This is a genomic window from Crossiella sp. CA198, assembly GCF_052078295.1.
GTDB lineage: Bacteria > Actinomycetota > Actinomycetes > Mycobacteriales > Pseudonocardiaceae > Crossiella.
In genome coordinates, this window is record NZ_JBQJIM010000006.1 from 355,728 (window position 1) to 381,818 (window position 26,091).

The window sequence follows — 26,091 nt, forward strand, 5'->3', positions numbered from 1 at the left end:
GGTTCCATCAACGCCGCACGACTCGCGCATAACCGCCGGCGTTCTCATCGTCGGTGCCCAGCAACAGCTCGGCGCACGAGCTGTTCGCACAGGTCACCGCCTCGATCTTGTGCCCAGGATAGGTCCCCAGCCCGCGCGGCTGCTTGACCTCCAGCCGAACTCCGTTGTCCCCAACGGAAACCCGCCCCGCCGAGTACAACGCGGAGTCGAACGGCCCGTCATCCCCGGGATCGGACGCCGAGGAAATGAGCAGCTCCCCGTTCGGGAGCACCTCCAGATCCGACACGTGCCGCACCTTCGACTTCGGATAGGGCACCCGGATCTCGGCACTGCGCTTGGGCCCGAAAGTCAGCTTGTCCAGGCTGAACTCGGCCGCGTACAGCGTGCCGGGCCGACTGTCCTGCCCACGATCAGCCCACAGCGCGACAGTCCGCCCGCCAACCGAGGCGAGCTGGAAGCTCTCATAGTCATCCCCAGCCAGCCCCGTGGGCACCTGGAAGGTCCGCAGCACCACGGCTTCACCACCGCTGACCCGGATCTGAAAGCCCTTGCCCGCACTACCCAGCACCAGGAACTCACCACGCCGACCCGGCACCGGCTCGATCGATTCCAGGTCAACGGGCAGCTCGCCCCGCCACTCCAGCGGCTGCACCCTGGGCGCCTTGCCCGCGCTCTGCCGCACCCTGGCGATCCGGTTCTGCCCCGGCTTCTTGTTGTCCCGCACGATCAACGAGTCAATCCGGCCATCCTCGCGGTCAACGACAACCGCCCCGCTGACCCCGGACAGAATGTCCGCCCCGACCCGCTGCCACGGATCGCCCGGCGCCGCCTGCGCGGCCGGAACCGCCGTGAGCACCCCAAGAACCGCCAACGCCCCAACCACAACCTGACGCATGCGCCGAAGTCTCACCAGACCCCGCCCCGCCAGGTTCATCCCTTCAGCCCGACCACCCACAAAACCGGGTATGTTACCAACCGGTAACTGACGCTACCGTAACTGACGGTAGCGTAGGTCGGCCTCGGCTTGTCATGCTGCCAGGATGCACACGCCGCGAGAAGGGGAGGCCGCACCGCGCCTCTGGGGGTCCTACGTCGCCTTGGGCGACAGCTTCACCGAGGGCATGGACGACCCATGGCCCGACGGCAGTTTCCGTGGCTGGGCAGACCGTTTGGCCGCGCACCTGGCCCGCGCCCGCCCCCAGCTCCGCTACGCGAACCTCGCGATCCGGGGCAAACTGCTCGGCCAGATCATCGACGAACAACTCCCCGCCGCGATAGACCTCAGTCCGGACCTGGTCACGTTCTGTGCAGGCGGCAACGACATCCTCCGCCCCAGCAGCGACCCAGACGCCCTAGCCGCCCAGTTCGAGCAGGCAACCGCCGAACTCCGCGCCACCGGCGCCGACGTAGTCATCTGCACCGGCTTCGACACCAAAGAAGTCCCCATAATGCGCCGCGTAAGAGGCAAAGTAGCCACCTACAACGCCCACCTGCGGGCAATCGCCGACAAACACAACTGCCACGTAGTCGACCTCTGGTCCATGACAGTCCTCCAACACCCCCAAGCCTGGAGCGAAGACCGCCTACACCTCTCCCCCGAGGGCCACGAACGAGTAGCCCTACGAGCCTGCGTAGAGCTAGGCATCCCAGTAACCGCAGACTGGTCAGAACCCTGGCCGATCACCGACCCCCCGGACTGGCTAACCCTCCGCCGAGCAGACCTCCGCTGGGCCAAACAACACTTCGTCCCCTGGCTAGGCCGCCGCCTGACCGGCAAGTCCTCCGCAGACGGCATAGAACCAAAACGCCCCCAGCTCGCAGAACTCTGCGAGAAGCCCTAACCAGCGACAACTTGTTGCGAAACAGGCGTGGCGCGCAGCGACACGGCGGGCCCTTAACCAGCGGCGGGGTACCGATTTTTCGCGTTGCCTTGTCGTGGTCTCGACGCATCCGAAGCTTGCTTCGCGTGCGGCGAGGCCACGACGAGGCGACTTAGAAGCGAAAAATCCAGCGTGCGGAGCACGCCAATAAAACACAGCACACCCGGCATCCGGGGACGCGGATGCCGGGTGTGACGAGTGGGCGGTGAACCTCCCCCAGAAGGCTCCCCCAGTACCGCCGTGCCGGTGGTGCAGCGCGAACCAACCACCGACATGACTAAGGTTTCATGGTCCGCTTGACGGAGCCTAACCGCGAACTAAACGAGATCAGCGGGGCTTGGCGGGTAGCCTCCAGTGTGCCTTCTGAGACGCCCGTGTACCAGGCTTTTGTCGTAGATGGCGACAAAAGGACTCAGCCGAGCTGGGCGAGCCGGTCCCGCAGCACTTCCAGTTCGGGCAGCCGGAGCACCTCGTACAGCTCCAGCGAGCGCTGCCAGACCACTCTGGCGCCGGTGGGGTCGCCGCGGGAGATGAGCACCTCGCCGAATTCCATCAGCATCCGGGCTTCCTGGGGTTTGGATCCGGCGGCTTCGGCGGCGGCCACCGCGTCCCGGTAGTACCGCTCGGCCTCGTCCAGCCGACCCAGGTCGCGGCTGACATCGCCCATGCCGCCGAGCACGATGGCCATCCGGTCGTTGTTGTTGGAGTCGCGGTAGATGTCCAGGGCTTCCCGCAGGTGCACCAGGGCCTGTTCGTGGTCCTGGTGCCGGATGGCGATCTCGGCCATGTTGGTCAGCGCGATCGGCAGCACGAAGAAGTTCCCGATCCGCCTGCTCAGTTCGATGGCCCGGCGGCAGGATTCGACCGCCTCGTCCTTGCGCCCGGTCTCGTAGAGGTACTGGGTCATGTTGCTGGACAACAACGCCAGCGAGGCCAGGTCGCCGATCTCCTCGGCGATCCGGTACGCGGTGGAGTCGTGGTGCAGGGACAGTTCGGGCAGTCCGCGCCGCCCGTGGATCATGCCGAGCGCGGTGTGGATGCGCACCTCGCCCCACCGGTTGCCGAGCAGCCGGGCGGCTTCCAGGCCGATCAGGTTGACCTTGACCGCGTCCTCCCACGGGAACCGCGCGTCCAGGTACGGGTTGAGCATGGTGGGCAGCTGCCAGGCGGCCTCGTGCTGGCCGGATTCGTCGGCGAGCACGATCACCGAGGTCAGGTTGGCCCATTCGGCGTCGAAGAAGCCCAGGGCCTGCTGGCGGTCGTTCAGCGTGGGCTGACGCACGTGCGGCCGGGTCAGGCCGGGGCGCAGGTCGTCCAGGATGGGCCGCATCAGCCGCCGGGCCCGGTCGGCCACGACCAGGTAGTAGTCAAGCAGCCCGCGCAGCGCGCTCTCGCGTTCCTTGTCCTCGGTCTCGTTGCGGAACAAGGCCCGCGCGTACAGGCGCATCAGGTCGTGCATGGAGAACCGGTCGACCTCGTGTTCGATCACCAGGTGCGCGGCGGCCAGCGCGCGCAGCGACCGGCGGGCCTGGGCCACGCCGACCTCGGCCATGGTGGCCATCAGGTAGGGCGAGACGTCCCGGCCGGGGTGTCCGCCGAGCAGCCGGAACACGGTGGCGTGCGGGGGCGGCAGGTCCCGGTAGGACAGGTCGAAGGCGCCGCGCACCGAGGTGTCGGTCTCCTCCACGTCCAGCGCGGCCAGCCGTTCGTGCTCGTCGGCGAGTTCCTCGACCAGGTCGCCGACCTCGCGTTCGGGGTTGACCGCGAGCCGGGCAGCGGCGATGCGCAGGGCCAGCGGCAGGTTGCCGCAGAGTTCGGCCAGCCTGCGCACCTGGGCCAGGTCGTGTTCGGAGTGCCGTTCGCCGGCCACCCGGTTGATCAGTTGCACGGTGTCGGCCATGGACAGGGTGTCCAGCGGCAGCACCCTGGCCCCGTTGGTCACCACCAGCCCGTCCAGCCGCCGTCTGCTGGTGACCACGGTGAACGCGCCGCTGGTCGGCAGCAGCGGGCGGACCTGGTCGGAGTCGTGCGCGTCGTCGAGCAGCACCAGCATCCGCCGTCCGGCGATGGTGGAGCGGTACAGCGCCAGCCGCTCGTCGAACTCCGCAGGCACCGATTCCGGCCGCACGCCGAGGGCGACCAGGAAGTGCCGCAGCACCTCGGCCGGGTCCACCGGGGCGTGTTCGGGGTCGAAGCCGCGCAGCGAGGCGTAGAGCTGGCCGTCCGGGAACTCGGCCGCGGCCCGCTGCGCCCAGGTCAGCGCGAGCGCGCTCTTGCCGACGCCCGCGGTGCCCGCGAGCACCGCGATGCGTGGGCCGTCGGCCATCCCGACTAGGCGGTTCAGCCAGGCCAGTTCGGCGTTGCGCCCGGTGAATCCGGCGGGCGCCGGCGGCAGCTGCACGGGCACGCTGGGCAGTGCGGAGGGCGGGGCGAGCGCGCGCTGCTGGCTGGCCGGGTCGGGGGCGAGTTCGTCGGTGAGCACCTGGCGGTGCAGTTCCTGCAGGGTCGGGCCGGGGTCGATGCCCAGCTCGTCGACCAGCCGGACCCGGAAGGACTGGTAGGCGCCGAGCGCGTCGGCCCGCCGCCCGCTGCGGTAGAGCGCGAGCACCAGCTGACCGACCAGCCGTTCCCGGAATGGCTGTTCGGCGACCAGGCGTTGCAGTTCCACCACGACCTCGCCGTGCCTGCCGAGGTCGAGTTCGGCCTGGATCCACTCCTCCACCGCGACCAGCCGCAGTTCTTCCAGTTCGGGCGCGACATCGCGCAGCACCTGGGAGGAGGGCACGTCGGAGAGCACCGGTCCGCGCCAGAGCCGGACCGCCTCGCTGAGCAGTTCCCGCCGGTGCGCGGCTGGTTCGCCGCGGGCGGCGGTGATCAGCGCGCGGGCCCGGTGCAGGTCCACCAGCCGGGGATCGGCGCGCAGCAGGTAGCCGGAGGCGTGCGTGATCAGGGTGACCGAACCGCCGGGGTCGGCCTCGGTGAGCACCCGGCGCAGCCGGGAGACGTGCCCGTGCACCACGGTGCGCGCGGTCGGCGGCGGCTCGTCCTCCCACAGCGTGGCTTGGATCCGGTCGTGCCCGACGACCTGGTTGACCTCCAGCGCGAGCAGTGCCAGCAGACAGCGCGCACCGGCCCTGCCCATCGGCAGCGGGGTGCCGCCAACCACCAGTTCGACCGGCCCGAGCACGCGGAACTCCAGCGGCGGCAACGATTCCTGGATCACGGGCCGGCCTCCAGCGCGGCCAGCCGGGCCCGCACGGTCTCGGCCTCACCGCGGTCGAAGGCGTCCAGGATCTCCAGTGCCCGCCGCCACTGCGCGGCCGCGGCCGGGCCGTCCCCGGTGGCGCCGGCGACATCGCCGAGGCCGCGCCGGGCGAAGGCTTCGGTGCGGTTCATGCCGTGGCTGATGGCCAGCGCGAGCGCACGCCGGTTGGCCGCGGCCGCGCCCGCCACCTCGCCACGCGCCAGCAGCGCCCGCGCCAGGTTGTTCAGCGCGGTGGCCAGGAAGTTGTCGTCACCGATCTCCTCGTCGATGGCCACCGCGCGCTGGAAGTAGGTCTCGGCCCGTTCCGGTCTGCCGGAGTCCAGGGCCAGCACGCCCAGGGTGTTGTTGATCGCGGACTCGGCGTGCCGGTCGCCGATCTCCTGGTTGTGCCGGATCGCCTCGGCGGCGGCGATCTCGGCCTCGGCGCCACGGCGCAGCCAGGCCAGCGCACCGGCCACGTTGGTGGCGGCGCGGGCGGCGGCGTGCCGGTCCCCGGCCCGGGTGGCCGCGGCCAGCGAATCCCGGTAGTAGCGCAGGGACTCCTCCCGGCGGCCGAGCCGGTGGGTGGCCGCGCCGAGGCCGTTGAGCATCATCGCCACTCCGGCGCCCTCGCCCGCCGCGGTGGCCGCGGCCAGGCCCAGCTCGTTCACGCTGATCCAGTCCTCCACGCGGTTGCGCACCGCCAGGTAGATGGAAACGGGTCGGGCCAGCAGCCAGGTCTCCCTGGGGAAGTCTTCCTCCCTGGCCAGCCGGATGACCGCGACGGCGTTGGCGCGCTCGGTCTCGAACCAGCGCAGGGCCTCCTCCGCGCTCCAGTCCGGCACGGGATCGTCCTCGCCGCCCGGTGGCAGGCCAAAACCGTGGGTAGAAGGACTGAACTTCACCGCGGCGTGCGCGCACCAGCGCCAGTAGTAGTGAATGAGCCTGCGCTGGGCCGCCCGCCGGGTGGTTTCACCCAGTTCGGTGCGGGCCAGTTCGCGGGCGTGCAGCCGGATCAGGTCGTGCAGGGCGAAGCGGTCCCGGCGTGGTTCGGCCAGCAGGTGCGCGGCGGTGAGCCCGCGCAGTGCCCGCCGGGCCGCGGCCGGGGTGGTGCCTGCCAGCGCGGCGACCAGGTCCGGGGTGAGGCTGGGGCCGGGGTGCAGGCCGAGCAGCCGGAACACCGCGGCGGGTTCGGGCGCGAGGTCCCGGTAGGAGATGTCGAAGGCGCCGCGCACCGAGGAGCCGTCCTCCTCCAGCCCGGCCAGCCGGTGCTGCTCATCGCGCAGTTCGGCGGCCAGCTTGCCGGGGTTGCCAGCCGCGGCCAGCCGGGCGGCGACCACCCGCAGCGCCAGTGGCAGGTCCCCGCACAGCGCGGCCAGCTCGTCCAGCACCGCGGGATCGGCCGTGCGGGCCTCGCTGGCCAGCAGCGCGACACCGACCGCGCGGGGCAGCGTGCCCAGGGTGTGGATGCCCGCGCCGTGGCTGACCACCAGGCCGTCCAGCCGCCGCCTGCTGGTGATCAGGGCCAGCGAGCCGCCGCCGGGCGGCAGCAGCGGGCGGACCTGTTCGGAGTCGCGGGCGTCGTCCAGCAGCACCAGCACCCGCCGTCCGGCCAGCATCGAGCGGTACAGCGCCAGCCGTTCGTCGAAGGGCACCGGCACCGCGTCCGCGGCCAGCCCCAGCTCCAGCAGGAACTGCCGGAGCAGCTCGGCCGGGTCGGCTGGCGGGTGTTCGGGGTCGAAGCCGCGCAGCGCGCCGAAGAGCACCCCGTCGGCGAAGTGCCCGGCGGAGCGGCGGGCCCAGGTCAGCGCGAGCGCGCTCTTGCCGATGCCGCCCGCCCCGGCCAGCACCCCGACCGCGGACTCGCCTGCCTGTTCGGCCCTGGTCAGCAACCCGTCCAGCCAGGCCTGTTCCGCGGTCCGGCCGGTGAACCCGGCGGCGGGGGCAGGCAGTTCGGTGGGCGCGGGCGGCGCGCTGGCCTCGGTCTCCGGCTGGCCTGCGCACAGCGCCGGATCGTCGGTGCGCACCCGGTCGATGAGTTCACGCAGCTCCGGCCGAGGGTCAAGGCCGAGCTTGGCGGAGAGGCGTTCCCGGTAGTCCTCGTAGGTGCGCAGCGCCTCGGTGCGGCGGCCGCAGCGGTAGAGCGCGAGCACCGCGTACTCGGCCAGCCGCTCCCGGAACGGCTCGTCGGCGTGCAGCAGCTGGATCCGCGGCAGCAGCTCCTCGTGCTTGCCGAGGGCGAGCTGGGCGGCGAAGTACTCCTCGGTGACAGTGAGTCGCAGCTCGGTCAGCTCCGGCCGCACCTCCCGTTCCAGCACCGGCGAGCCCAGTCCGCTCAGCGGCTCGCCCCGCCACAGCTCCAGCACCTGGCCGAGCAGTTCGGCGCGCGGGCCGGGCGGCAGGTCGCGGGCGGCCGCGGCCAGCCGGCGCGCCCGGTGCGCGTCGACGAGATCGGGATCCATCCGGAGCAGGTAGCCGGGCGCCCGGGTGTCCAAGGACACAGGCAGCGCCAGCTCGGTGAAGAGTTTGCGGAGCCGGGAGACGTAGCCCTGGACGATGGTGCGCGCGGTCGCCGGGGGCCGTCCGGCCCACAGCACCTCGGTGATTCGTTCCGCGCTGACCACCTGTCCCGGTTCCGTCACCAGCGCCGCGAGCAGGCAGCGCACGCCTGCGCCGCCCACCGGAACCGGTTCCCCGTCCACCACGAGTTCCACCGGCCCGAGCAGCCGGAACCCGACGCGGTTGATCGTCGACCCTGGCAACCAGGTCTCCGCCACCTTGTCTTCGCGCCGCACGGTGGGCACGTTACGACCTTTCGTCATCCCCTGGGTAAGTAGCGGTACCGCATTCCGTAGTAGTACGGACGACCCAGACGGGGGATCGCTCGTTAGGGTTTCCACAGAGACATTCACCAGAGTCATCCACCCGAGGACGCCGGAGGCGAAGTGCCCGCAGATCCGACGGCGCTCCTGGACCGGGGTGCTGGCTGCCTGCTCGGCGGCGCGGTCGGCGACGCCCTCGGCGCTCCGGTGGAGTTCCTGGCCCGGCCGGAGATCCGCCGCGAGTTCGGCCCCACCGGCATCACCGACCCGCCGCGACCGGCCCTGATCACCGACGACACCCAGTTGACCCTGTTCACCGCCGAGGGCTACCTGCACGCTTGGGTGCGCGGCAAGCACCGCGGTGTGTGGGGGCCGACCGAGACGGTGTGGCAGAGCTATCGCCGCTGGCTGACCACCCAGCAGCTGGACGGTCCTGCCCCGCTGGCCCGCGGCCTGCTCGCGGACAAGCGGATGTACGCCAGCCGGGCGCCGGGGGTGACCTGCCTGCGGGTGCTGCAGTCGGCCACCCTGCCCAACACCACCAGCGACTCCCGCGGCTGCGGCGGCGTGGCCCGGGCCGCGCCCGCCGGGTTCGCGCCCACCCCGCAGACCGCCTACCAGCTGGGCTGCGAGTTCGCCGCGCTCACCCACGGTCACCCCTCGGGCTGGGCGCCCGCGGGTGCGCTGGCCCTGATCGTGCACCTGGTGGCGGTGCGTCAACGCCCATTGGGGGACGCGGTGGATCAGGCCACCGGCCGGGCGCTGCGCGATGACCAGGAGACCGGCCTGGCACTGGCCGCCGCGGCCGCGCTGGCCGCCGCCGACTCCTCCGCCGCCCGCCGGGTGCGCGAGGCCCGCGCCTTCGGCAGGCCGGTGCCCGCCGGTGGTCCGTCGGCGAACTCGGTGGAGAGCCTGGGCGCGGGCTGGGTGGGGCCGGAGGCGCTGGCCATCGCGGTCTACGCCGCGCTGACCCACCGCCGCGCCGAGCAGTTCCCGGACGCGCTGCGGCTGGCCGCCAACCACTCCGGCGACAGCGATTCCACCGCGGCGATCACCGGCAACATCCTGGGCGCGCTGCACGGCACCGCGGTGCTGCCCAGGGAGTGGCTGGGCATGCTGGAGCTGTCCGACGTGATCGAGCAGACCGGCCGCGATCTGGCCGCCTCCTGTGCCGGGCTGCCCTTCGACGAGGAGCACTACCTCTTACCGGAGTGAGTCACCTCTTCCGCGGCGGCACCTTGACCTCGCGCAGCTTGTCGTACTGGGTCACGCAGGCATCGGCTGGCACGTAGGGCGAGCAGCGGCCGTCCGGCATCCGGTTGACCTGGGCCACCCAGGCCAGGAAGCCGACCGATTCGTCGTTGCGCGGCATGTGCCGGTCCGCGATGGCCGATCCGGCCGAGCCGAGCAGCAGCAGCATCGCGGCCAGCAGGCCGATCCGGGCGGGTAGGCCGACCTTGCCGGAGAGGGCGAACCGCGGCCGGGGCACACCGAAGCGCTCCACGGCCAGGAAGACCGCGTATCCGGTGAGCACCAGCAGGCAGTACAGGATCTCGGCCACCGTGCGCGGGTAGAGCTGGACGGCGTTCTCGGCGTACATCCGGCTGGCGAAGTAGAAGCGCAGCAACCAGGTGCCTGCCAGGCAGGCCACCACCGCGATCACCACGGTCCGGCGCAGCCCGAGGCCCAGCGCCACCGCGAGGCCGATGACCAGCACGATGGTGAACAGGCCGACGCCGCCGAGTTCGCCAAGCGGCGGCCAGACCCCGACCGGGCCCGGCAGGTCGGTGCGCCACATGGAGAAGTAGGCCGGGTCGGTGAAGACGTCGAAGTAGAAGTACTGGTCCTTGGTGCTGCCCGCGCCGCGCAGCAGCCCGTACAGGTGCCTGATGCTGACCAGCGCGAACACCGCGGTGGTGACCGCGACCAGGGCCACGCCCTTGCGCGGGGCGGCCTTCCATGGAAAGACCAGCAGCAGCGCGAGCACCGCGCCCGGCGCGGACCAGACGTACCAGCCGGAGTAGAGCAGGAACAGCAGCCCGAATCCGACGCCGAAGGCCGCGCCGCCGAGCAGCAGGGTCCGGTAGTTCGCCCGGTCGGCCCGGCGGACCGTCTGCAGGAAGCGGACCAGCACCGGGATGAACACGACCAGCGCCAGGTTGGCGTAGGGCTTGTGCGGGTCGATCAGCGGCAGCGTGGAGACCACGCCGATGCCCAGTGCCCAGCCGGGTCGCAGCACCAGCCGCCAGGCCAGGTAGGCCAGCGGCGCGAACAGCGCGACGCCGATGATCTGCACGTCCTGCAACGCGAATCCGGCGGGCTCGCCGGTCAGCCAGGTCCAGGCGGCCAGGGCGTAGACCGACAGCGGCGGGTAGTTGCTGGGCATCGACTCGCCGCGAAGCAGGCCCTCGGCCCAGCGGATCAGCACCCCGGAGTCGCCGTGGTTGGCGTGCAGGGCCCAGGAGGTGCCGCGCAGCGCGACCAGCACCCCGCCCGCGACCAGTCCACCGGCCAGGCCGGAGATGGCGGCCGTGGCCAGCCGCCCGGCCAGGGCCACCCCGGCGCCCTGGCGGATCCGCGCGGCCAGCAGCACCACGGCGATGAGCACCAGGCCGAGCAGCACGAACCGGAACTGGAGTCCGGCCAGGCCGCTGACCTGGCCGAGCCGATCCAGCGGATCGACGTCGATGGTGCCGCTCCAGGCCAGGAAAATCGTCAGCGCGACAAAGGCGACGACAATCTCCAGTAGCGGCGCTATCCACCTGGAAGTGGTGCGATTACTGGGTGTCACCGGAGCGCTTTCGAGCGTGACGGTCTGGTCGTCGAGCGGTCGCTCGACCGTATGGCTGGACACAGCTTTCCCCCAAAGAAAGTCCAGGCCAGACTACAGGACCATTGTGGTTAACCACCACTGATGAATGGGAAACCACAACTCGGGAAAAAGTTGCCTCGGAAATCTGATCGTTATAGATCGAGAATGTCGTTGCCCAGTTCGGTGTAACCCCACGGCCCCTGACCGGGTGAACCCTGCCAGCCATGCCGGATGCGCCCGTTGTCGGCCCGCACGAAGAACACCGACCGGCCCACGTGGTCCAGGTGCACACCCGGATCGCCGGTGAGGTCCCCGCTCAGCTCGGCCTGGTCCCACGGGCCGAGGCCGGGCCGGGTCTGCCAGCCGTGCAGCAGCGTGCCGTTGTCCCGGCGGACGAAGTAGGTGAGCCTGCCCGCCACGTCCAGCAGCACCGCCGGATCGCCCGCGACCGCCGAGCCGAGCTGGGTGAACTCCCACGGTCCGTTGCCAGGGGTGCGCTGCCAGCCGTGCAGCAGCTGACCGTCCGCGCGGCGGGCCAGGAAACAGAGCTTTCCGCTGGTGTCCAAGGCGATGCCGGGATCGCCAGCCACGTCATTGCCCATCTCGGCGAAGTCCCAGGACCCGCCGACCAGGGCCGCGGTCCGCCAGCCGTGCAGCAGTTTTCCGTTGCTGCGCCTGGCGAAGAAGACCAGCCTGCCCTGCACGTCCAGGGTGAGCGCGGCATCCCCGGCCACCGCCGCGTTGCCCACCTCGCTCAGCTCGAACGGCCCGCCGGAGCCCGCGAGGCGTTCGCGGCCGAAGAGCAGGCCGCCGTTGCTGCGCCGGGCCAGGAAGCAGAGCCGCCCGGCCGCGTCCAGCACCATGCCGGGCGAGCCGGTGAGCCCGCTGCCGAGTTCGTCGTACTCCCACGGTCCGGTGCCGGGGCTGTACTGGCGGCCGTGTTCCAGGGTGCCGTTGCGGGTGCGGGCCAGGTAGCGCAGCCGCCCGTTGATGTCCCGGACGGTGATCGGGTTGCCGACCACCCCGCCGCCCTTGACCCCGCCGACGGTGTCCCGCCGCCACGGCCCGTTGCCGGGGGTGTACTGCCAGCCGTGCTCGATCTTCCCGTCCACCCTGGTGGCGAAGAAGGTCATCTTCTCGTAGCCGTCCCTGGCCACGCCCGGTCCGGGACCGGTGGGCAGGGCGGGCACGTGCCGGTAGCCGGGCGCCCGGCCCAGGCCGTAGACGGCGCCGCGCAGATCGGTCCAGCGCGCCTGCGGCCTTGGCGAGCCCCAGGCCAGCTGGCCCACGGCGCGGTAGGTCTCGAACAATCCGGCCGCGGTGGCCTCGTTGCTCTCGTGCAGCTCGATGGGCGGGTCGTTGAACTGGGAAAGCCGGATGCCGAGCAGCTTGGGGTGGTCATCCGGCAGGTCCTCGGCGCCCTGGAAATCGCCCACTCGCAGGGTTTCGTAGATCCGCCGGGCATCGGACTTGGGCCGCTGCGTGCCATCGGGGTTGCGGCCGCCGACGTGGTACAGGAAGTCGTCGTGGCAGTTGACCAGGCCGTGCCCTCGCGCGGCGAACTGGCTGACCGTGACCGAGGCGGTGTGGGTGGAGTTCCAGTGCTCCACCACGATCTCCGGGTCCAGCTTGACCACCTTGGGGAAGGTGCGCTGCATGTCGTTCCAGACCCGCATCTTCTTGCCGTGCCGACGAATCACCTCATAGGCGTCCATGACGAACCCGGTGAAGGTGTCCCAGCCGTTGGCCTGCGGGCCGTGCCTGCGGCGGCCGTACTCGGCCAGCTGCGGGTAGTCGTCGATCGGGCCCCAGTGCGGGTATTCGTCCGCGCCCAGGTGCCACCACGGGCCGTCGAAGAGTCCGATGTGGTCCTCGATCAGGCCGAGCGCCCAGGCGCGGGCCGCGTCGTTGCTGAGGTCGAGGGCGTTGGGCCGCCGGTTGCCGTTCTGCTCGCGCAGCTGGAACTCCGGGCGGGCGGGCAGCACCTGGTCCATGTGCCCCGGCATGTTGAGCTGCGGCACGATCGTGACGTGGTACCGCTGCCCCAGCTCATTGATCTTGATCAGCTCGTCGCGGGTGGTGCCGACGCCGTCGACGTAGATCAGCAGCTCGTTGAACTTCTGGTAGGACAGATCGCGGATCTGGTTCTCCCACCAGGACAACCCGAAATGCTTGGTGGCATTGTTGATCAGCATCGCGCGCATCGGGTACCGCGGCCAGTCCCGCACCCGCCCACCGGGCAGGTTGGCGGATCCGCGTAACAGCTGCACGGCGGTCCGCCCGCCCCAGTACACCCCGGCCGGTTGCGGCGCGCTGATCCGCAGCACCGCGCCGACGGTGAGTTCGTAGCCCTCCGCGCCCAGCCGGGGATCGCCGCCGCCCAGGGTGAGCAGCAGGTCGCCGGGCACCGCGTTCTGCGGTGGCCCTTGGTGCACCCCGATCTCGGGCACCAGCAGCGCCGCGGTCAGATCAGCGGCGAGGGTGCGCGCGTCGGCCAGCAGGCGATCGGCGTGCGCGGCATCCACCACGATCCGGCTACCGGACCGGAAGCTGTAGGCGTCACCGCCCGCCGACCATTCCTGTACTCCGGGAAGCGTGACCACCATGTCGTTTTCCCCCCGACCCCAGATCGGCTTTTGGCCGAACCTAGTGGGCCGGGCGGCCAGGAGAATCCGCCGTCAGAGCGAGATCGCGCCGGAGAATGACCGCCGATGGTCGGCGATCATGTCCCCGGCGTGATCAATGGTCAGCTGTCGGAGGATCCGGCCCACAGGTTGATCCCGGAGTCCACCGCATACTTGTCGATCTCCACCAGCTCGTCCGCGCTGAAGTCCAGGTTCCGGGTGGCGGCCAGGTTCTGCTCCAGCTGCGGGACCGAGCTGGCCCCGATCAGCGCCGAGGTGACCCGGCTGTCCCGCAACGTCCAGGAGATCGCCAGCTGGGCCAGGGACTGCCCGCGCCGCCGCGCGATCTCGTTGAGCGAGCGCACCCGGCCGAGGTTCTCCTCGGTGAGCAGGTCGGTGGACAGCGAACCTGCCCGGCTGGCCCTGGATCCCTCGGGCACGCCGCCGAGGTACCGGTCGGTCAGCATGCCCTGCCCCAGCGGCGAGAACGCGATGCAACCCGCGCCGACCTCTTCCAGCACGTCGAGCAGTTCCGGCTCGATCCACCGGTTGAGCATCGAGTAGGAGGGCTGGTGGATCAGCAACGGCACCCCCATCTCACGCAGCAGCGCGGCGGCGGCGCGGGTGCGCTCGGCCGAGTAGGAGGAGATGCCGGCGTAGAGCGCCCGGCCGCTGTTCACCGCGGCCGCCAGCGCGCCCATGGTCTCTTCCAGCGGGGTCTCCGGGTCGACGCGGTGGGAGTAGAAGATGTCGACGTAGTCCAGGCCCATCCGGTCCAGCGACTGATCCAGCGAGGCGAGCAGGTACTTGCGCGAGCCCCAGTTGCCGTAGGGCCCCGGCCACATGTCGTACCCGGCCTTGGTGGAGATGACCAGCTCGTCCCGGTAGGGGTGCAGGTCGTCGGCGAGCATCCGCCCGAAGTTCTCCTCGGCCGCGCCGTAGGGCGGGCCGTAGTTGTTGGCCAGGTCGAAGTGGGTCACGCCGAGGTCGAAGGCCCGGCGCACGATGGCCCGCCCGCTCTCGTACGGGCGGTCACCGCCGAAGTTCTGCCACAGCCCCAGCGAGACCGCGGGCAGCTGGAGGCCACTGCGCCCGGAGCGCCGGTAGCTGATCTGGTCGTAACGCGCGGAGTCGGCCAGGTAGGACACGCTGCTCCCGGTGGTGTGCGTCGCTGCCACGCGGTCGACGGCCCGCGCAGAGATAGGTTGGACGCCAAACTAAACCATGCTCAGCCATCCGGAGCAGCCCCTCGGGTGCGGGCGGGCCCGGACCGAACCGGAGGACCTGCCCGTCCGGGCGCTCTTTAGTGACCCGTCTCCAATTTTTTCCATAACGACCTGGCACCCTGCCATTGACTTACCGGAAAATTACCAAGGGTCAACGCATACCAATCCGCAGGTGGACTGGAGACGCACCACAGGTGCACTCGACGGAGAGTAACGACACACTCAGAGATTACCGACCGCATGCTCACAGTGGGTAACCTGAGCTGGCCGCGAGGTCGCATTTGAGACACAGATGGAGCACAAGCTACTGCCGGGTCGGCACCGTCAGTGCAGCTCAGCCACCGTCAATCGGGTGGCCGCTCCCGGCCATCCAGGGCTGCCTATCTCAATAAGACCTTAAAACTTCAGGACGTCCAACTGCTTACAGTGAATGCCTCGCACCAGTCTTCCGAGGTAAACGGGCGGCGCCCGGACACAAACAGTGACCGCACAGGTCGAAGCCCTCGCCCGTCAGGTTGACTACATCGCGGAAAATCAGAGACACTGGTGTCACCTACAACTGGGGTGTTGCAGGTCACAAACGGTGACGGTAATTGTTCCGGTCACAAAGGTGTGCGGAGCCGGCCAGTGGTGCAACACCGGCCGACTCCGCACGGGAATGGATCAGTGACTGTGGTCCGCTTGCAGAGCGACCAGCCACAGCCCGATCCGGAGCACGGTGAGAAGCGTCTGGATCGCCAACCAGCGGCTCAGGCGCTTCTCACATGCTCGGCACCCGAGATCGCCGCTGATCGCCGATCGGCCCTCGCCGAACAGGTGGACCCGAATGCGGTCCCCGAGTTCGGCAAGGAAGCTGCCGAGACGACGCCAGGCTCCTCGTTTGAAGTTGTCCATCGGGCGGTTTCTCCTGATGGTCGTGGCCCGGTCTGTTCCGGACTCCCGCTTGAGGGGAACCCTGGAGTCTCGGAACGCCTGCCCACCGGCTCATCCAGATAGTCCCCCATCTCTGGATCGATCACCAAACCGCCACGGGGCAACCAAAGCCGATTTAGCTCACACTCCGAACCGGAACTTTCACCGAACGAAGTTCCGGCAGCTCAGGACCGCCATTGGTCGACTGTCAGACCAATGAGACCCCGGATCGAAACAGGTCAGCCTAACCTGACCTATTGCCGCCGCACCGATATTTGCGAGCAGCACTGCCGGGAATGTTGTTCAGCGCAAAACAATTCCGCGGCCCCTATTGGTCTGGACAATTCGCGCACCGGCCACGGCCCGGCTCGTCCCCTTCGGGCAGTCGGCGCACCTGGATGGCGGTAGCACCTGGTCAGCCGGATCCGGACCCTGTGTGCACCTCTTGTTCGGGGAGGACACATGGTCGATCCAGCCACCCATGAACCCCGGTTCACCGTGGTCTCCCGGGGCACGATGCACCGATTCGTCTTCGTGGTGCCGCCAGGGCGGTCCGCGGTGGGCCGGACCGGGGACATCGCGCTGCCCAGTGACGCGATCAGCCGCAGGCACGCCAGCCTGGACCGCTCCGGGGACGAGGTGTTCGTCAGCGATCTCGGCTCCACCAACGGCACCTGGCTCAACGGCCAGCGGCTGCACGGCCCGCGCCCGCTGCGCGACGGCGACCTGCTCCGCCTTGGCGGGCTGGAGCTGCGGTACTCCGCGCCCAGCGGCCCCAGTCAGTACTACCCACAAGACAGCTACCGGGTGCAGGACGTACGCGGCGGGGCGATCAACATCGGGCCCGGCGAGCAGCACGTGGCCGGGCGGGACCAGTACGACAACCGCTCCTACGACCACCGGCGCTACGACCAGCGCCGGTACGAGGAAGCGCACATCAACATCGACACCGACCCGATGACCGCGCTCACCGAGGGCGCGGGCGTGGGCAGGCTGATCATGGCGGTGGGCCTGCTGATCGCGCTGGCCGGCTTCGCGCTGTTCGCCTGGACGATCTTCTCCGGCATGTCCGGGATCTCCGGCGGGCGGCCGATCGACCCGTTCGGGATGAAGTTCTACGGCCTGCCCGCGGTCCCGCTGGGCTTCGGCGCCTTCGCAGCCGGCGGCATCATCGCCTCCATCGGCGGCGCCATGGCCAAATCCGCCCGCCGCCGCCGGGATCGCGCCGAACGCCGCCGCAACCGCTACTGATCCGGAGGGACCATGCGCGACAGCTACGACATCAGGGGTGTGCACGGCACCAACGTCAACATCGGCCCCGGCCAGCAGTACGTGGCAGGCCGTGACCAGCACATCGGCCCCAGTCACGAACTCCTGACCGAGATCCAGTCCCTGCGCCGGGCCCTGGACGACCTCCGGCTGACCGGCGCCGAACGCCGCGAGGCCGACCGCGCGCTGGATGAGGTGGCCCAGGAACTCCAGTCCCCGCAACCGGATCGCAGCCGCATCGCCACCCAGACCAACCGACTGACCACGCTGCTGCAACGCGCGGGCGCGCTGGCCACCGCGGGCGCTGCCCTGCTCACGCCATTGGGAGCGCTGACGGCCTGGCTGGGGTTCTGAAGAACGGGGAGCCGGTGACGGGACTTGAACCCGTAACCTTCCGCTTACAAGGCGGGTGCTCTGCCAATTGAGCTACACCGGCGTGGCGCTCTGCGGAGCGCCGGAGAACATCGTAAGCGGCGATGCGTGAACCGCATAACAACCGCCCGATTGCGCACTGTGACAGCCGTTACGCCAACAGGTAGCTCTCGGAGGTTGTGGATAACCTCGGGTCACGGATCCCTGTCGACTTGAGGAGGCGGACCCGGTGGGTACCACGATGGACTCGACGGCTGACTTCATCGTGATCGCCAACCGCCTACCCGTTGACCTGGAGCGGCTGGAGGACGGTACCGAGCGCTGGAAACGCAGTCCCGGTGGACTGGTGTCCTCCCTGGAACCCTTCCTGCGCTCGCGCAGCGGCGCCTGGGTCGGCTGGCCCGGGGTGGCCGACGCCCAGGTCGAGCCGTTCGAGGAGACCGGGGTGCAGTTGCATCCGGTGCAGTTGAGCGCGCAGGAGGTGCGCGACTACTACGAGGGCTTCTCCAACGGGACGTTGTGGCCGCTCTACCACGATGTGGTCGCCCCGCCCGCCTACCACCGCAAGTGGTGGGACGCCTACGTCAAGGTCAACCAGCGTTTCGCCGACGCCACCGCGAAGATCGCCGCCGAGGGCGCGACCGTGTGGGTGCAGGACTACCAGCTGCAGCTGGTGCCCGCGATGCTGCGGGAGCAGCGGCCCGACCTCCGGATCGGGTTCTTCCTGCACATCCCGTTCCCGCCGGTGGAACTGTTCATGCAGCTGCCCTGGCGCGGGGAGATCATCCGCGGGCTGCTCGGCGCGGACCTGGTCGGATTCCACCGACCGGGTGGCGCGCAGAACTTCCTCTGGCTGGCCCGCAGGCTGCTCGGACTGGAGCCGACCAGGGGCGCGGTGGGGGTGCGCACCCGGCCCGGCCTGGTGCCGGTGGGTGACCGGCTGGTGCGGGTGGGCGCGTTCCCGATCTCCATCGACTCCGCCGGGCTGGACACCCTCGCACGCACCAGAGAGGTGCAGGCGCGGGCCGCGGAGATCCGCCGTGAGCTGGGCAATCCGCAGAAGATCCTGCTCGGCGTCGACCGGCTGGACTACACCAAGGGCATCGACGTCCGGTTGCGCGCGCTGCACGAGCTGCTGGCCGAGGAACGGATCAACTCACAGGACGTGACCATGATCCAGCTGGCCACCCCCAGCCGGGAGCGGGTCGAGCACTACCAGCAGATGCGTGAGGACATCGAACGCGGTGTCGGGCGGATCAACGGCGAGTTCGCCAGGGTGGGTCACCCGGCCGTGCACTATTTGCACCAGTCGGTGGACCGGAAGGAGCTGGCCGCCTTCTTCTGTGCCGCTGATGTGATGGTGGTGACACCGGTTCGAGATGGTATGAACCTCGTCTGCAAGGAGTATGTGGCCTGCCGACACGACCTCGGTGGAACACTTGTCCTGAGTGAGTTCGCCGGAGCCGCCGCCGAACTCACAAGCGCTTTTCTCGTCAATCCGCACGATCTGGACGGCGTGAAGAACGCTTTGCAGGCTGCCCTCACCGTTGATCCGGCCGAGGGCCGCCGTAGGATGCGCGCGCTGCGCCGCCAGGTCCTCACCCACGACGTCGACCGCTGGGCTCGATCGTTCCTGGAAGCCCTGGGCACGCAGAGCAACGCAACATAGGTGGCGCCCATCTCCCGGGGCGCGCCCACATAGTTCTCAACCGCCCCGAACGCCACGTAGGAGGAAGGCGTTGACCGCCGAGACCCTCCCCATCGAGTTGCGGCGCGCGATCATTCAGCTGGCTCGGACTCCGAGGCTGCTGGTCGCCTGCGACTACGACGGGACCCTGGCCCCGATCGTCGCCGATCCCGAACGTGCCCGGCCGTTGCCGGAATCGGTGAACGCGCTGCGATCGCTGGCCGCCCTGCCCGCCACCACGATCGCGGTCATCTCCGGACGCGCGCTGCGCGACCTTGCCACCCTGTCCAGACTGCCTGCCGAGGTCCACCTGGTGGGCTCGCACGGCTCCGAGTTCGACGTCGGCTTCGTGCACGAACTCGACGCCGCGGCCAAGGACCGGCTCACCCGGGTCCGCCGCGCGATCGAGGAGATCGTCACCGACGCCCCCGGCGTGCACCTGGAGTTCAAGCCCGCCTCGGTGGCGGTGCACTCCCGGCGCGCCGAGCCCGAGGTTGGCGAGCGCGTGTTCGCCGCGGTCCGCCAGGGCCCGTGCACCTGGGCGGACATCCAGGTCACCGAGGGCAAGGCGGTGATCGAGCTGGCGGTGATCCAGACCGACAAGGGCCACGCCCTGGACGTGCTGCGGCACCAGGTCGCCGCCTCGGCCGCGTTCTTCATCGGCGACGACGTCACCGACGAGAAGGCCTTCGTCCGGCTCACCGGCCCCGACCTGGGCATCAAGGTGGGTGAGGGGGAGACCGCCGCTCAGTACCGGATCCCGGACACCGCCGAGGTCGCCCTGGTGCTGGCCTTCCTGCTGGAGGAGCGCAGGCACTGGCTCTACGGCGAGCAGGCGGTGCCGATCGAGCGGCTGACCATGCTGGCCAACGAACGCTCGGTCGCCCTGGTCACCCCGGACGCCCGGCTGACCTGGCTGTGCCACCCCGAGCCGGACTCCTCCGCGGTCTTCGCCGACCTGCTCGGCGGCCCGTCCGCCGGCCACTTCTCGATCAAGCCCGAGCGCAACGGCCTGCCGCTGGGCCAGCGTTACGTGCCCGGCACCATGACCGTGGAAACCCGCTGGTCCAAGCTGCTGGTCACCGACTACCTGGACCACTACGCGCCTGCCCAGCGCACCGACCTGGTGCGGGTGATCTCGGGCAACACCACCGCGCTGGTCACCTTCGCGCCGCGGCCGGAGTTCGGCCAGGTCCCGGTGTCGCTGGTGGCCGAGGACGACGGGCTGCGGGTGCTGGGCACCTCAGACCCGATCGTGCTGCGTTCCCCCGGCGTGCACTGGCAGATCACCAGCGACGGCCAGCACGACACCGCGCAGGCCATCGTCGCGGTGCACCCCGGCTCGCCGGTGGTGCTCGAACTCCGCTGCGGCACCGACGACCTCGAGGCCGCGACGACCCCGGAGGCCGAGCGGCGCGGCCGCGCGGACGCCTACTGGACCGAGTGGCTGGCCGGACTGGACCTGCCCGGCACCCAGCGCGACCTGGTCGCCCGCTCCGCCCTGACGCTGCGCGGTCTGCAGCACGGCGAGACCGGCGCGTTCCTGGCCGCGGCCACCTCCTCGCTGCCGGAGGAGATCGGCGGGGTGCGCAACTGGGACTACCGCTACTGCTGGGTGCGCGACGCGGCGCTGTCCGCGCAGGCGCTGGTGTCGGTGGGCTCGCTGGCCGAGGCCGAGGCCTACCTGGGCTGGCTGCACACCGTGCTGGGCACGCTGGCCAGCCCGGAACGGCTGCACCCGCTCTACACCCTGCACGGCACCACCCTCGGCCCGGAAGCCGTGCTGGACACCCTGCCCGGCTACGCGGGCTCGCGCCCGGTGCGGGTGGGCAACCTGGCCAACCAGCAGGTCCAGCTCGACGTGTTCGGACCGGTGGTCGACCTGGTCAAGAAGCTGACCGAGGCCAGGGGCAAGCTCACCGACGAGGACTGGCGCATGGTGGGGGCGATGGCCGAGGCGGTCACCCGCCGCTGGCACGAGCCCGACCACGGCATCTGGGAGGAGCGGGCCGCACCACGGCACCGCGTCTACTCCAAGGTCATGTGCTGGGTCACCCTGGACCGGGCGCTCGCCCTCGGCGAGAGCTTCGGCCGCGAGGTCGACCCGGAATGGGCCACCCTGCGCGAGACCATCGCCGCGGACGTGCTCGAACACGGCTGGAACGACGAGGTCCAGTCCTTCACCACGGCCTACGACGGCACCGACCTGGACGCGGCCACCCTGCACATCGGGTTGTCCGGCCTGATCGACCCGACGGATGAGCGCTTCCAGGCCACGGTCACCGCGACCGAGGCCGAACTGCGCTCCGGCGTCACCGTCTACCGCTACCACCGCGACGACGGCCTGCCCGGCACCGAGGGCGGCTGGCACCTGTGCGCCGCCTGGATGATCGAGGCCTACCTGCTCACCGGCCGCCGGACGGAGGCCGAGGAGCTGTTCCAGCAGATGGTGGACTGTGCCGGGCCGACCGGTCTGCTGCCGGAGGAGTACGACCCGGTGGCCGAGCGCTCGCTGGGCAACCACCCGCAGGCGTACTCGCACCTGGGCCTGATCCGCTGCGCCCAGCTGCTCGACGCCTGAGCCGGAAAGCACCAACGAACGGGCCGTCGCGCGAAGTGCGCGACGGCCCGTAGTTTCTGGCACATGCGTACCAGCCGTGCCGCGTTCGTGGCATCCCTGACGGCGCTCCTGGCGCTTTCCCTGTCCCCGCCGCTGACCGCGGCGCCACAGAGTCCACAGTGGACGGACTGCGACGGGAACCCCGCCACCCCGCTGGACTGCGCCACCCTGCGTGCCCCGCTGGACTACCGGGCGCCGGGCGGGCAGACCGTGGAACTGGCGATCTCCCGGATCAAGGCCGCGGATCCGGCCAAGCGGCACGGGGTGCTGCTGGTCAACCCGGGTGGGCCGGGCGGCAGTGGCCTGGACATGCCGCTGGGGGTGGCGCAGACCTTCCCCAAGGACGTGCTCGACCGGTTCGACCTGATCGGGTTCGACCCTCGGTTCGTCGGCAAGAGCAGTCCGTTGTCCTGCGGGTTCACCGGGACCGTGTTCGACGCGCTGTGGCCGCGGCTGCCGGGACCGGGCGGGTTCGCGGCCGAGGCGCGGGAGGCCAGGAAGGTCGCGCGGCAGTGCGAGCGCGCGGCCGGGGACCTGTTGCCCTTCGCCTCCACCCGCAACGCCGCCCGGGACCTGGACGTCATCAGGGCCGGGCTCGGCGAGCGGCGGATCAGCTTCTACGGCGGGTCCTACGGCACCTACCTCGGCGCGGTCTACGGCCAGCTGTTCCCGGACCGGGTGGACCGGATGGTGCTGGACGGGGCGATCGACCCGGCCAAGGTCTGGCACGGGATGAACCGGGGCTGGGGTCCGGCCGCGGAGACCGCGTTCGGCGACTGGGTGGACTGGGCGGCGGGCCAGGACGCCACCTACCACTTCGGCGCGACCGCGGCGGCGGTGCGCGCGCACTACGCGAAGCTGGGGCTGGCCCTGGACAAGCGGCCGGTCCAGTACGGGCAACTGCGGCTGGACGGCAACACCTTGCGCGAGGTCAGCAGGCTGGTGCTGTACAACGACCGCAGCGATCCGGTGCTCGCCGGGCTGGTCGCCGATCTGGCCGACGGGCAGCTGAGTGATCCGGCGGTGCGCGGTTTCCTGGACGCGGTGCTGGCCACCTTCCCCGCGGACAACTTCGTCTCGGTCTTCCTCGCCGTGCAGTGCACCGACGCGGACTGGGACCGGAACCCGGCCCGGTACGCCGCGGAGTCGGCCCTGGACGCCAAGCGGTACCCGTTCTTCGGCGCGGCGGCGGCCGGGATCGGACCGTGCGCGTACTGGCCGCACCGGCCGCTGGAGCCGGCCACCCGGATCAAGGCCGCGCAGCACAGCGCGCTGGTGGTCGGGGCCACCGGGGACTCGGCCACCCCGTACACCGGGGCGGTCAGCATGCGCCGGATGCTCGGCGAGCAGACCCGGCTGGTGACCCTGACCGATGCCCGCATGCACGGCCTCTACGCCCGCTACGGCAACGCCTGCGTGGACAGCGCGGTGACCGGCTACCTGCTCGGCGGCACCCTGCCCGCCAAGGACCTCACCTGTCGGAAGTAGGGCCGAGCACCAGGTCCAGCCCGGCCTCGAACAGCTCCTCGTCGTCGAGGCCGGGCAGCACCGACAGCACCGCGTGCAGGGCCGGATGCGTCTCCGGTGAGAACTCCGCCGCGCTGGGCAGCACCACCGGGTTGGTGGCCGCCTTGGCGGTGCTGTTGGTGACACTGCCCAGGGTCAGCCAGCTCGCCGCCGAGGCACGCAGCAACGCCTCGCGTGGAGCCAGCCCGAGGTGCAGCAGCACGCCGAAGGCGGCCTCGTTCAGCCGCAGGTTGTACTCGGTCGGCCGGTCCAGCCGCACCACCAGCGGCAGCACACAGGGGTGGGCCAGCATGACCGCCCGGTGCGCCCGCAGGTTCTGCTTGAGCCCGGCGATCCCGTCCTCGATCACCGGCAGCGGGATGGCCGCGACCAGCTCGGCATAGGCCGCGGTGAGCAGCTCGTCCTTGCCGGCGAAGTAGGTGTAGATCGCCATCGGCTTGGCGCCCAGCGCGGTGGCCAGGGCGCGGATGGTGAGCCCGTCCAGACCCTCGGCGTCCATCAGCTCGATCGCCTTGGTCAGCACCAGCGACCGGTTCAGCCTGCCCCGTGTGCGCGGCGCCTGAGTCATAGTGGCAAGGATAACCGGCGGGATTTACGAAGGCGCACGTTGACAATTCGACAGCGTGGCCGAATTGTGAGTTCATTCTCTCGGCCGTCCGGGTGGAAAAACATCCTTCACCAGGAGGAACGGCAGATCCGGAGAGACAATCTGGACATGGAGCCCTGGCTGTGGATCGGCGGTGGCGCGGCGGGTCTGGTGACCGCGGTCGTGCTGCTGATCGTGCGCGCCCGGCGAGCGGACAAGGACAAGCAGAGCGTCATGCTCGGCGCCACCATCGCCGGTGCGATCGGCGTGCTCGGGCTGGCCGTCGGCTGGCTGCTGGGCTCCGATCCCGGCGCGGGCCGGGCCGAGGCGCTCAAGACCGGCGGGGTGGCCTCGGGTGCGCTGATCGCGCTGTACGCGTTGTGGCTCAACGACCGGCGGCGGCGGACCGAGGAGGAACGGCGGGAGATCGAGCGCGACCGGCAGACCGTGGAGGTCGCCCGCCAGGAACTGGAAGGCGTGCGCGCCTTGCACGACCGGGAGCGGGTGGCCGACGAGCGGTTCGCCCGCTCGGTGGAGCTGCTCGGGCACGAGGCGGACCAGGTTCGGGTGGGCGCGCTGCACGCGCTGGTGGGCCTGGCGCGGGCGCATCCGCAGCGCACCCAGACCGTGGTGGACGTGCTGTGCTCCTATCTGCGCCGCCCGTTCCAGCACAAGCGCTACGCGGCCCTGCGGGACCAGCTCGCCGGCGATGACATCCAGCCGCTCAAGGAGCCCAAGAAACTGCCCGGCGCCGAGGACGAGCAGACCAGGGCGGATGACCGGGAACGCCAGGTCCGGCTGGCCGCGCAGCGGCTGATCGCGGAGATCCTGCGCAACGCCCCGGACGAGGTGGTGTGCAGCCTGGACCTCACCGGCGCGGTGCTGGAGAACTTCGCGCTGACCACCTGCCGGGTGGAGACCTTCAGTGCCACCGACGCGGAGATGTACGCCGGATTCACCCTGGACGCGGTCACCTTCACCGGCACCGTCGAGCTGACCGGCAGCCTGTTCTACGGAAAGGCGAGTTTCAGCACTTCGGAGTTCCACGGCGAGGTCCAGGCCGCGGAAACGGAATTCCATGATGACGCGATCTTCAGCTTCATCAAGGCGTTCAAATACGTCAACCTGGAAAGCGCGGTGTTCAAACGCGCCGCCCTGTTCGACGAATCGACCATCGAGACGCTGAACCTGGACCTGGCCGACATCGGCGAGGTGCTGGGCATGCAGAACGTCGAGCTGACCAACCCCGAGGACCGGCTTCGGCTGCCCAGGGGCTGGCGCGCGGTGCTGGACCGCAAAGGCAAGGTGCTCGAGGTCAGGGGCCGTACCACTGCTGAGCGGCTGGCTTAGGCGCGCCCGAGCTGGTGCCCACGATCAGTTCGGTGTCCAGGGTGACCGTGCGCGGCCTGCCGGGGTCCGCGGTGTCCAGCAGCAACCGGCCCGCGGCCCGGCCCTTCTCCAGCACCGGCTGGCGGACCGTGGTCAGCCCGAGGCGCTCGGCCTCCGGGATGCCGTCGAAACCGGTCACGGTCAGATCCTGCGGCACCCGCAGCCCGCGCCGCTGGGCCTCGGCCATCGCGCCAAGGCCCAGGATGTCGGAGGTGCAGATGATCGCGGTGATCTCCGGATCGCGGTCGAGCAGCTGGGCCGCCGCGGTGGAGCCGGAGGCGATGGTGTGGTCGAAACGCTCCACCACCGGCACGCCGGTCCAGTCCACGCCCGCCGAGGTGAACTCGGTGGCCAGCGCCTCCAGCCGGGCCCGCTGCACGTGGAAGTGCGCCTCGTGCTGGCGGTGCACCGGCACGAAGCTGTCGTTGCGGTCCCTGGCCAGCCGCATGCAGATCACGCCGATCCGGCGGTGGCCCAGTTCGATCAGGTGCCGGGCCATCCGGCCCATCGCGCCGCGGTCGTCGATGCCGACCCGGTCCACGGTGCCGATCTCCGGCTGATCGCAGACCACGGTGGGCACCGGACGCTCCAGCACCGCGGCCAGGTGCGGGTCGTCATCGGGCACCGAGTAGACGACAAAACCGTCCACCCCGGCCCGGTGCACCGCGGCCACGTCCTCGCGTTCGGGGCTGGCCGGCACCAGCATCAGGCCGGTCCCGGCGTCCTCGCAGGCCAGCGCCAGTCCTTCCAGGAAGGCGATGGCCGCTGGGTCGCGGAAGGCGTAGGAGAGGTTCTCGGTGAGCAGCAGCCCGACCGCGCCCGCCTTGCGGGTGCGCAGTGAGCGCGCCACCGGGTCCGGCCCCGGATAGCCCAGCCTGCGGGCTGTTTCCAGGACTCTGCGCCGCAGTTCCGGCGAGAGCTGGTCCGGCCGGTTGTAGGCGTTGGAGACCGTTGTGCGGGAGACCCCGAGTTCTGCTGCCAGCGACGCCAGTGTCGCGGGGCGCCGCGCGTTCAAAGACCGCGCCATGAAGTGACCGTAACGGTTCAGAACCACCTAGTGAAGCCTGGGTGACCAAGCTGTGTTCAGAGCCAGGAAAGACCAGCTCATTCGAGTGACCCCT

Annotated in this window: 17 protein-coding genes and 1 tRNA gene; 8 read left to right on the plus strand and 10 right to left on the minus strand. The window is 70.4% G+C overall.

All coding sequences use genetic code 11. The features are described 5' to 3' along the window. Window positions 1–7: 7 nt before the first annotated feature. Complete coding sequence (locus ACTOWY_RS12810; RefSeq protein ID WP_441309812.1) at window positions 8–856, minus strand: hypothetical protein; 849 nt, start codon at window positions 854–856, stop codon at window positions 8–10. Window positions 857–1,040: 184 nt separating this feature from the next. Between ACTOWY_RS12810 and ACTOWY_RS12815 the strand changes: the two genes are divergently transcribed. Next, complete coding sequence (locus ACTOWY_RS12815) at window positions 1,041–1,841, plus strand: SGNH/GDSL hydrolase family protein (protein WP_441309813.1); 801 nt, start codon at window positions 1,041–1,043, stop codon at window positions 1,839–1,841. Between the two features lie 451 nt (window positions 1,842–2,292). Here the strand turns inward: ACTOWY_RS12815 and ACTOWY_RS12820 are convergent, their stop codons facing one another. Continuing rightward, window positions 2,293–5,103, minus strand: a complete 2,811-nt coding sequence (locus tag ACTOWY_RS12820) for a BTAD domain-containing putative transcriptional regulator (protein WP_441309814.1) — start codon at window positions 5,101–5,103, stop codon at window positions 2,293–2,295. Then, window positions 5,100–7,919 (minus strand): BTAD domain-containing putative transcriptional regulator, encoded by a 2,820-nt coding sequence (locus ACTOWY_RS12825; protein ID WP_441309815.1) that lies wholly within the window; start codon window positions 7,917–7,919, stop codon window positions 5,100–5,102. The genes ACTOWY_RS12820 and ACTOWY_RS12825 overlap by 4 nt, the downstream gene beginning before the upstream one ends. Window positions 7,920–8,069: 150 nt before the next feature. On the opposite strand from ACTOWY_RS12825, the gene ACTOWY_RS12830 reads away from it, so the two are divergent. Further along, a complete protein-coding gene (locus tag ACTOWY_RS12830; RefSeq protein ID WP_247761434.1) occupies window positions 8,070–9,161 on the plus strand; it encodes an ADP-ribosylglycohydrolase family protein in 1,092 nt (363 codons plus the stop codon). Between the two features lies 1 nt (window position 9,162). On the opposite strand, the gene ACTOWY_RS12835 is transcribed toward ACTOWY_RS12830, so the two are convergent. From ACTOWY_RS12835 to ACTOWY_RS12850, 4 genes are all read right to left on the minus strand, one after another. Continuing rightward, window positions 9,163–10,737: a hypothetical protein gene (locus tag ACTOWY_RS12835; protein ID WP_441309816.1), complete on the minus strand. Its 1,575-nt coding sequence runs from the start codon at window positions 10,735–10,737 to the stop codon at window positions 9,163–9,165. 173 nt (window positions 10,738–10,910) lie between these two features. Further along, the gene (locus tag ACTOWY_RS12840) at window positions 10,911–13,364 is read right to left on the minus strand and encodes a family 20 glycosylhydrolase (protein ID WP_441309817.1); all 2,454 of its coding nucleotides are present in this window, start codon (window positions 13,362–13,364) and stop codon (window positions 10,911–10,913) included. 140 nt (window positions 13,365–13,504) lie between these two features. After that, window positions 13,505–14,530 carry an L-glyceraldehyde 3-phosphate reductase gene (gene mgrA / locus ACTOWY_RS12845; RefSeq protein ID WP_441309864.1) on the minus strand — a complete coding sequence of 342 codons (1,026 nt, stop codon included), beginning with the start codon at window positions 14,528–14,530 and terminating at the stop codon, window positions 13,505–13,507. 741 nt (window positions 14,531–15,271) lie between these two features. Then, on the minus strand, window positions 15,272–15,502 hold the full coding sequence (locus ACTOWY_RS12850; protein ID WP_185001360.1) for a hypothetical protein: 231 nt from the start codon (window positions 15,500–15,502) through the stop codon (window positions 15,272–15,274). Between the two features lie 480 nt (window positions 15,503–15,982). On the opposite strand from ACTOWY_RS12850, the gene ACTOWY_RS12855 reads away from it, so the two are divergent. Both ACTOWY_RS12855 and ACTOWY_RS12860 read left to right on the plus strand, forming a co-directional pair. Next, the gene (locus ACTOWY_RS12855) at window positions 15,983–16,771 is read left to right on the plus strand and encodes an FHA domain-containing protein (protein WP_441309818.1); all 789 of its coding nucleotides are present in this window, start codon (window positions 15,983–15,985) and stop codon (window positions 16,769–16,771) included. A 12-nt stretch (window positions 16,772–16,783) separates the two neighbouring features. Continuing rightward, window positions 16,784–17,143, plus strand: a complete 360-nt coding sequence (locus ACTOWY_RS12860) for a hypothetical protein (protein ID WP_441309819.1) — start codon at window positions 16,784–16,786, stop codon at window positions 17,141–17,143. A 9-nt stretch (window positions 17,144–17,152) separates the two neighbouring features. Here the strand turns inward: ACTOWY_RS12860 and ACTOWY_RS12865 are convergent. After that, a tRNA-Thr gene (locus tag ACTOWY_RS12865) sits at window positions 17,153–17,225 on the minus strand. A gap of 177 nt (window positions 17,226–17,402) precedes the next feature. On the opposite strand from ACTOWY_RS12865, the gene ACTOWY_RS12870 reads away from it, so the two are divergent. The 3 genes from ACTOWY_RS12870 to ACTOWY_RS12880 all read left to right on the plus strand — a co-directional run bounded on the left by ACTOWY_RS12870 (window position 17,403) and on the right by ACTOWY_RS12880 (window position 22,956). Continuing rightward, a complete protein-coding gene (locus ACTOWY_RS12870) occupies window positions 17,403–18,830 on the plus strand; it encodes an alpha,alpha-trehalose-phosphate synthase (UDP-forming) (protein ID WP_247761657.1) in 1,428 nt (475 codons plus the stop codon). A 70-nt stretch (window positions 18,831–18,900) separates the two neighbouring features. Then, window positions 18,901–21,429, plus strand: coding sequence for a trehalose-phosphatase (gene otsB / locus ACTOWY_RS12875; protein ID WP_441309820.1), 2,529 nt, complete (start codon window positions 18,901–18,903; stop codon window positions 21,427–21,429). A 63-nt stretch (window positions 21,430–21,492) separates the two neighbouring features. Next, complete coding sequence (locus ACTOWY_RS12880) at window positions 21,493–22,956, plus strand: alpha/beta hydrolase (RefSeq protein WP_441309821.1); 1,464 nt, start codon at window positions 21,493–21,495, stop codon at window positions 22,954–22,956. On the opposite strand, the gene ACTOWY_RS12885 is transcribed toward ACTOWY_RS12880, so the two are convergent. After that, entirely contained in the window at window positions 22,940–23,563 is a 624-nt protein-coding gene (locus tag ACTOWY_RS12885) for a TetR/AcrR family transcriptional regulator (RefSeq protein WP_441309822.1), read from the minus strand. The two genes, ACTOWY_RS12880 and ACTOWY_RS12885, sit on opposite strands and share 17 nt — an antisense overlap. A gap of 147 nt (window positions 23,564–23,710) precedes the next feature. Between ACTOWY_RS12885 and ACTOWY_RS12890 the strand changes: the two genes are divergently transcribed. Then, window positions 23,711–24,931, plus strand: a complete 1,221-nt coding sequence (locus tag ACTOWY_RS12890) for a pentapeptide repeat-containing protein (protein ID WP_441309823.1) — start codon at window positions 23,711–23,713, stop codon at window positions 24,929–24,931. On the opposite strand, the gene ACTOWY_RS12895 is transcribed toward ACTOWY_RS12890, so the two are convergent. Next, entirely contained in the window at window positions 24,897–25,997 is a 1,101-nt protein-coding gene (locus tag ACTOWY_RS12895) for a LacI family DNA-binding transcriptional regulator (RefSeq protein WP_441309824.1), read from the minus strand. The two genes, ACTOWY_RS12890 and ACTOWY_RS12895, sit on opposite strands and share 35 nt — an antisense overlap. Between the last annotated feature and the right edge of the window lie 94 nt (window positions 25,998–26,091).

Bases quoted from the DNA above. Each gene is read 5' to 3' on its own strand.
- ACTOWY_RS12895 (WP_441309824.1), bottom strand. From the start codon at position 25,997: ATGGCGCGGTCTTTGAACGCGCGGCGCCCCGCGACACTGGCGTCGCTG.
- ACTOWY_RS12870 (WP_247761657.1), top strand. From the start codon at position 17,403: ATGGACTCGACGGCTGACTTCATCGTGATCGCCAACCGCCTACCCGTT.
- ACTOWY_RS12815 (WP_441309813.1), top strand. From the start codon at position 1,041: ATGCACACGCCGCGAGAAGGGGAGGCCGCACCGCGCCTCTGGGGGTCC.
- ACTOWY_RS12840 (WP_441309817.1), bottom strand. From the start codon at position 13,364: ATGGTGGTCACGCTTCCCGGAGTACAGGAATGGTCGGCGGGCGGTGAC.
- ACTOWY_RS12850 (WP_185001360.1), bottom strand. From the start codon at position 15,502: ATGGACAACTTCAAACGAGGAGCCTGGCGTCGTCTCGGCAGCTTCCTT.
- ACTOWY_RS12890 (WP_441309823.1), top strand. From the start codon at position 23,711: ATGGAGCCCTGGCTGTGGATCGGCGGTGGCGCGGCGGGTCTGGTGACC.
- ACTOWY_RS12860 (WP_441309819.1), top strand. From the start codon at position 16,784: ATGCGCGACAGCTACGACATCAGGGGTGTGCACGGCACCAACGTCAAC.
- ACTOWY_RS12885 (WP_441309822.1), bottom strand. From the start codon at position 23,563: ATGACTCAGGCGCCGCGCACACGGGGCAGGCTGAACCGGTCGCTGGTG.
- ACTOWY_RS12880 (WP_441309821.1), top strand. From the start codon at position 21,493: ATGCGTACCAGCCGTGCCGCGTTCGTGGCATCCCTGACGGCGCTCCTG.
- ACTOWY_RS12855 (WP_441309818.1), top strand. From the start codon at position 15,983: ATGGTCGATCCAGCCACCCATGAACCCCGGTTCACCGTGGTCTCCCGG.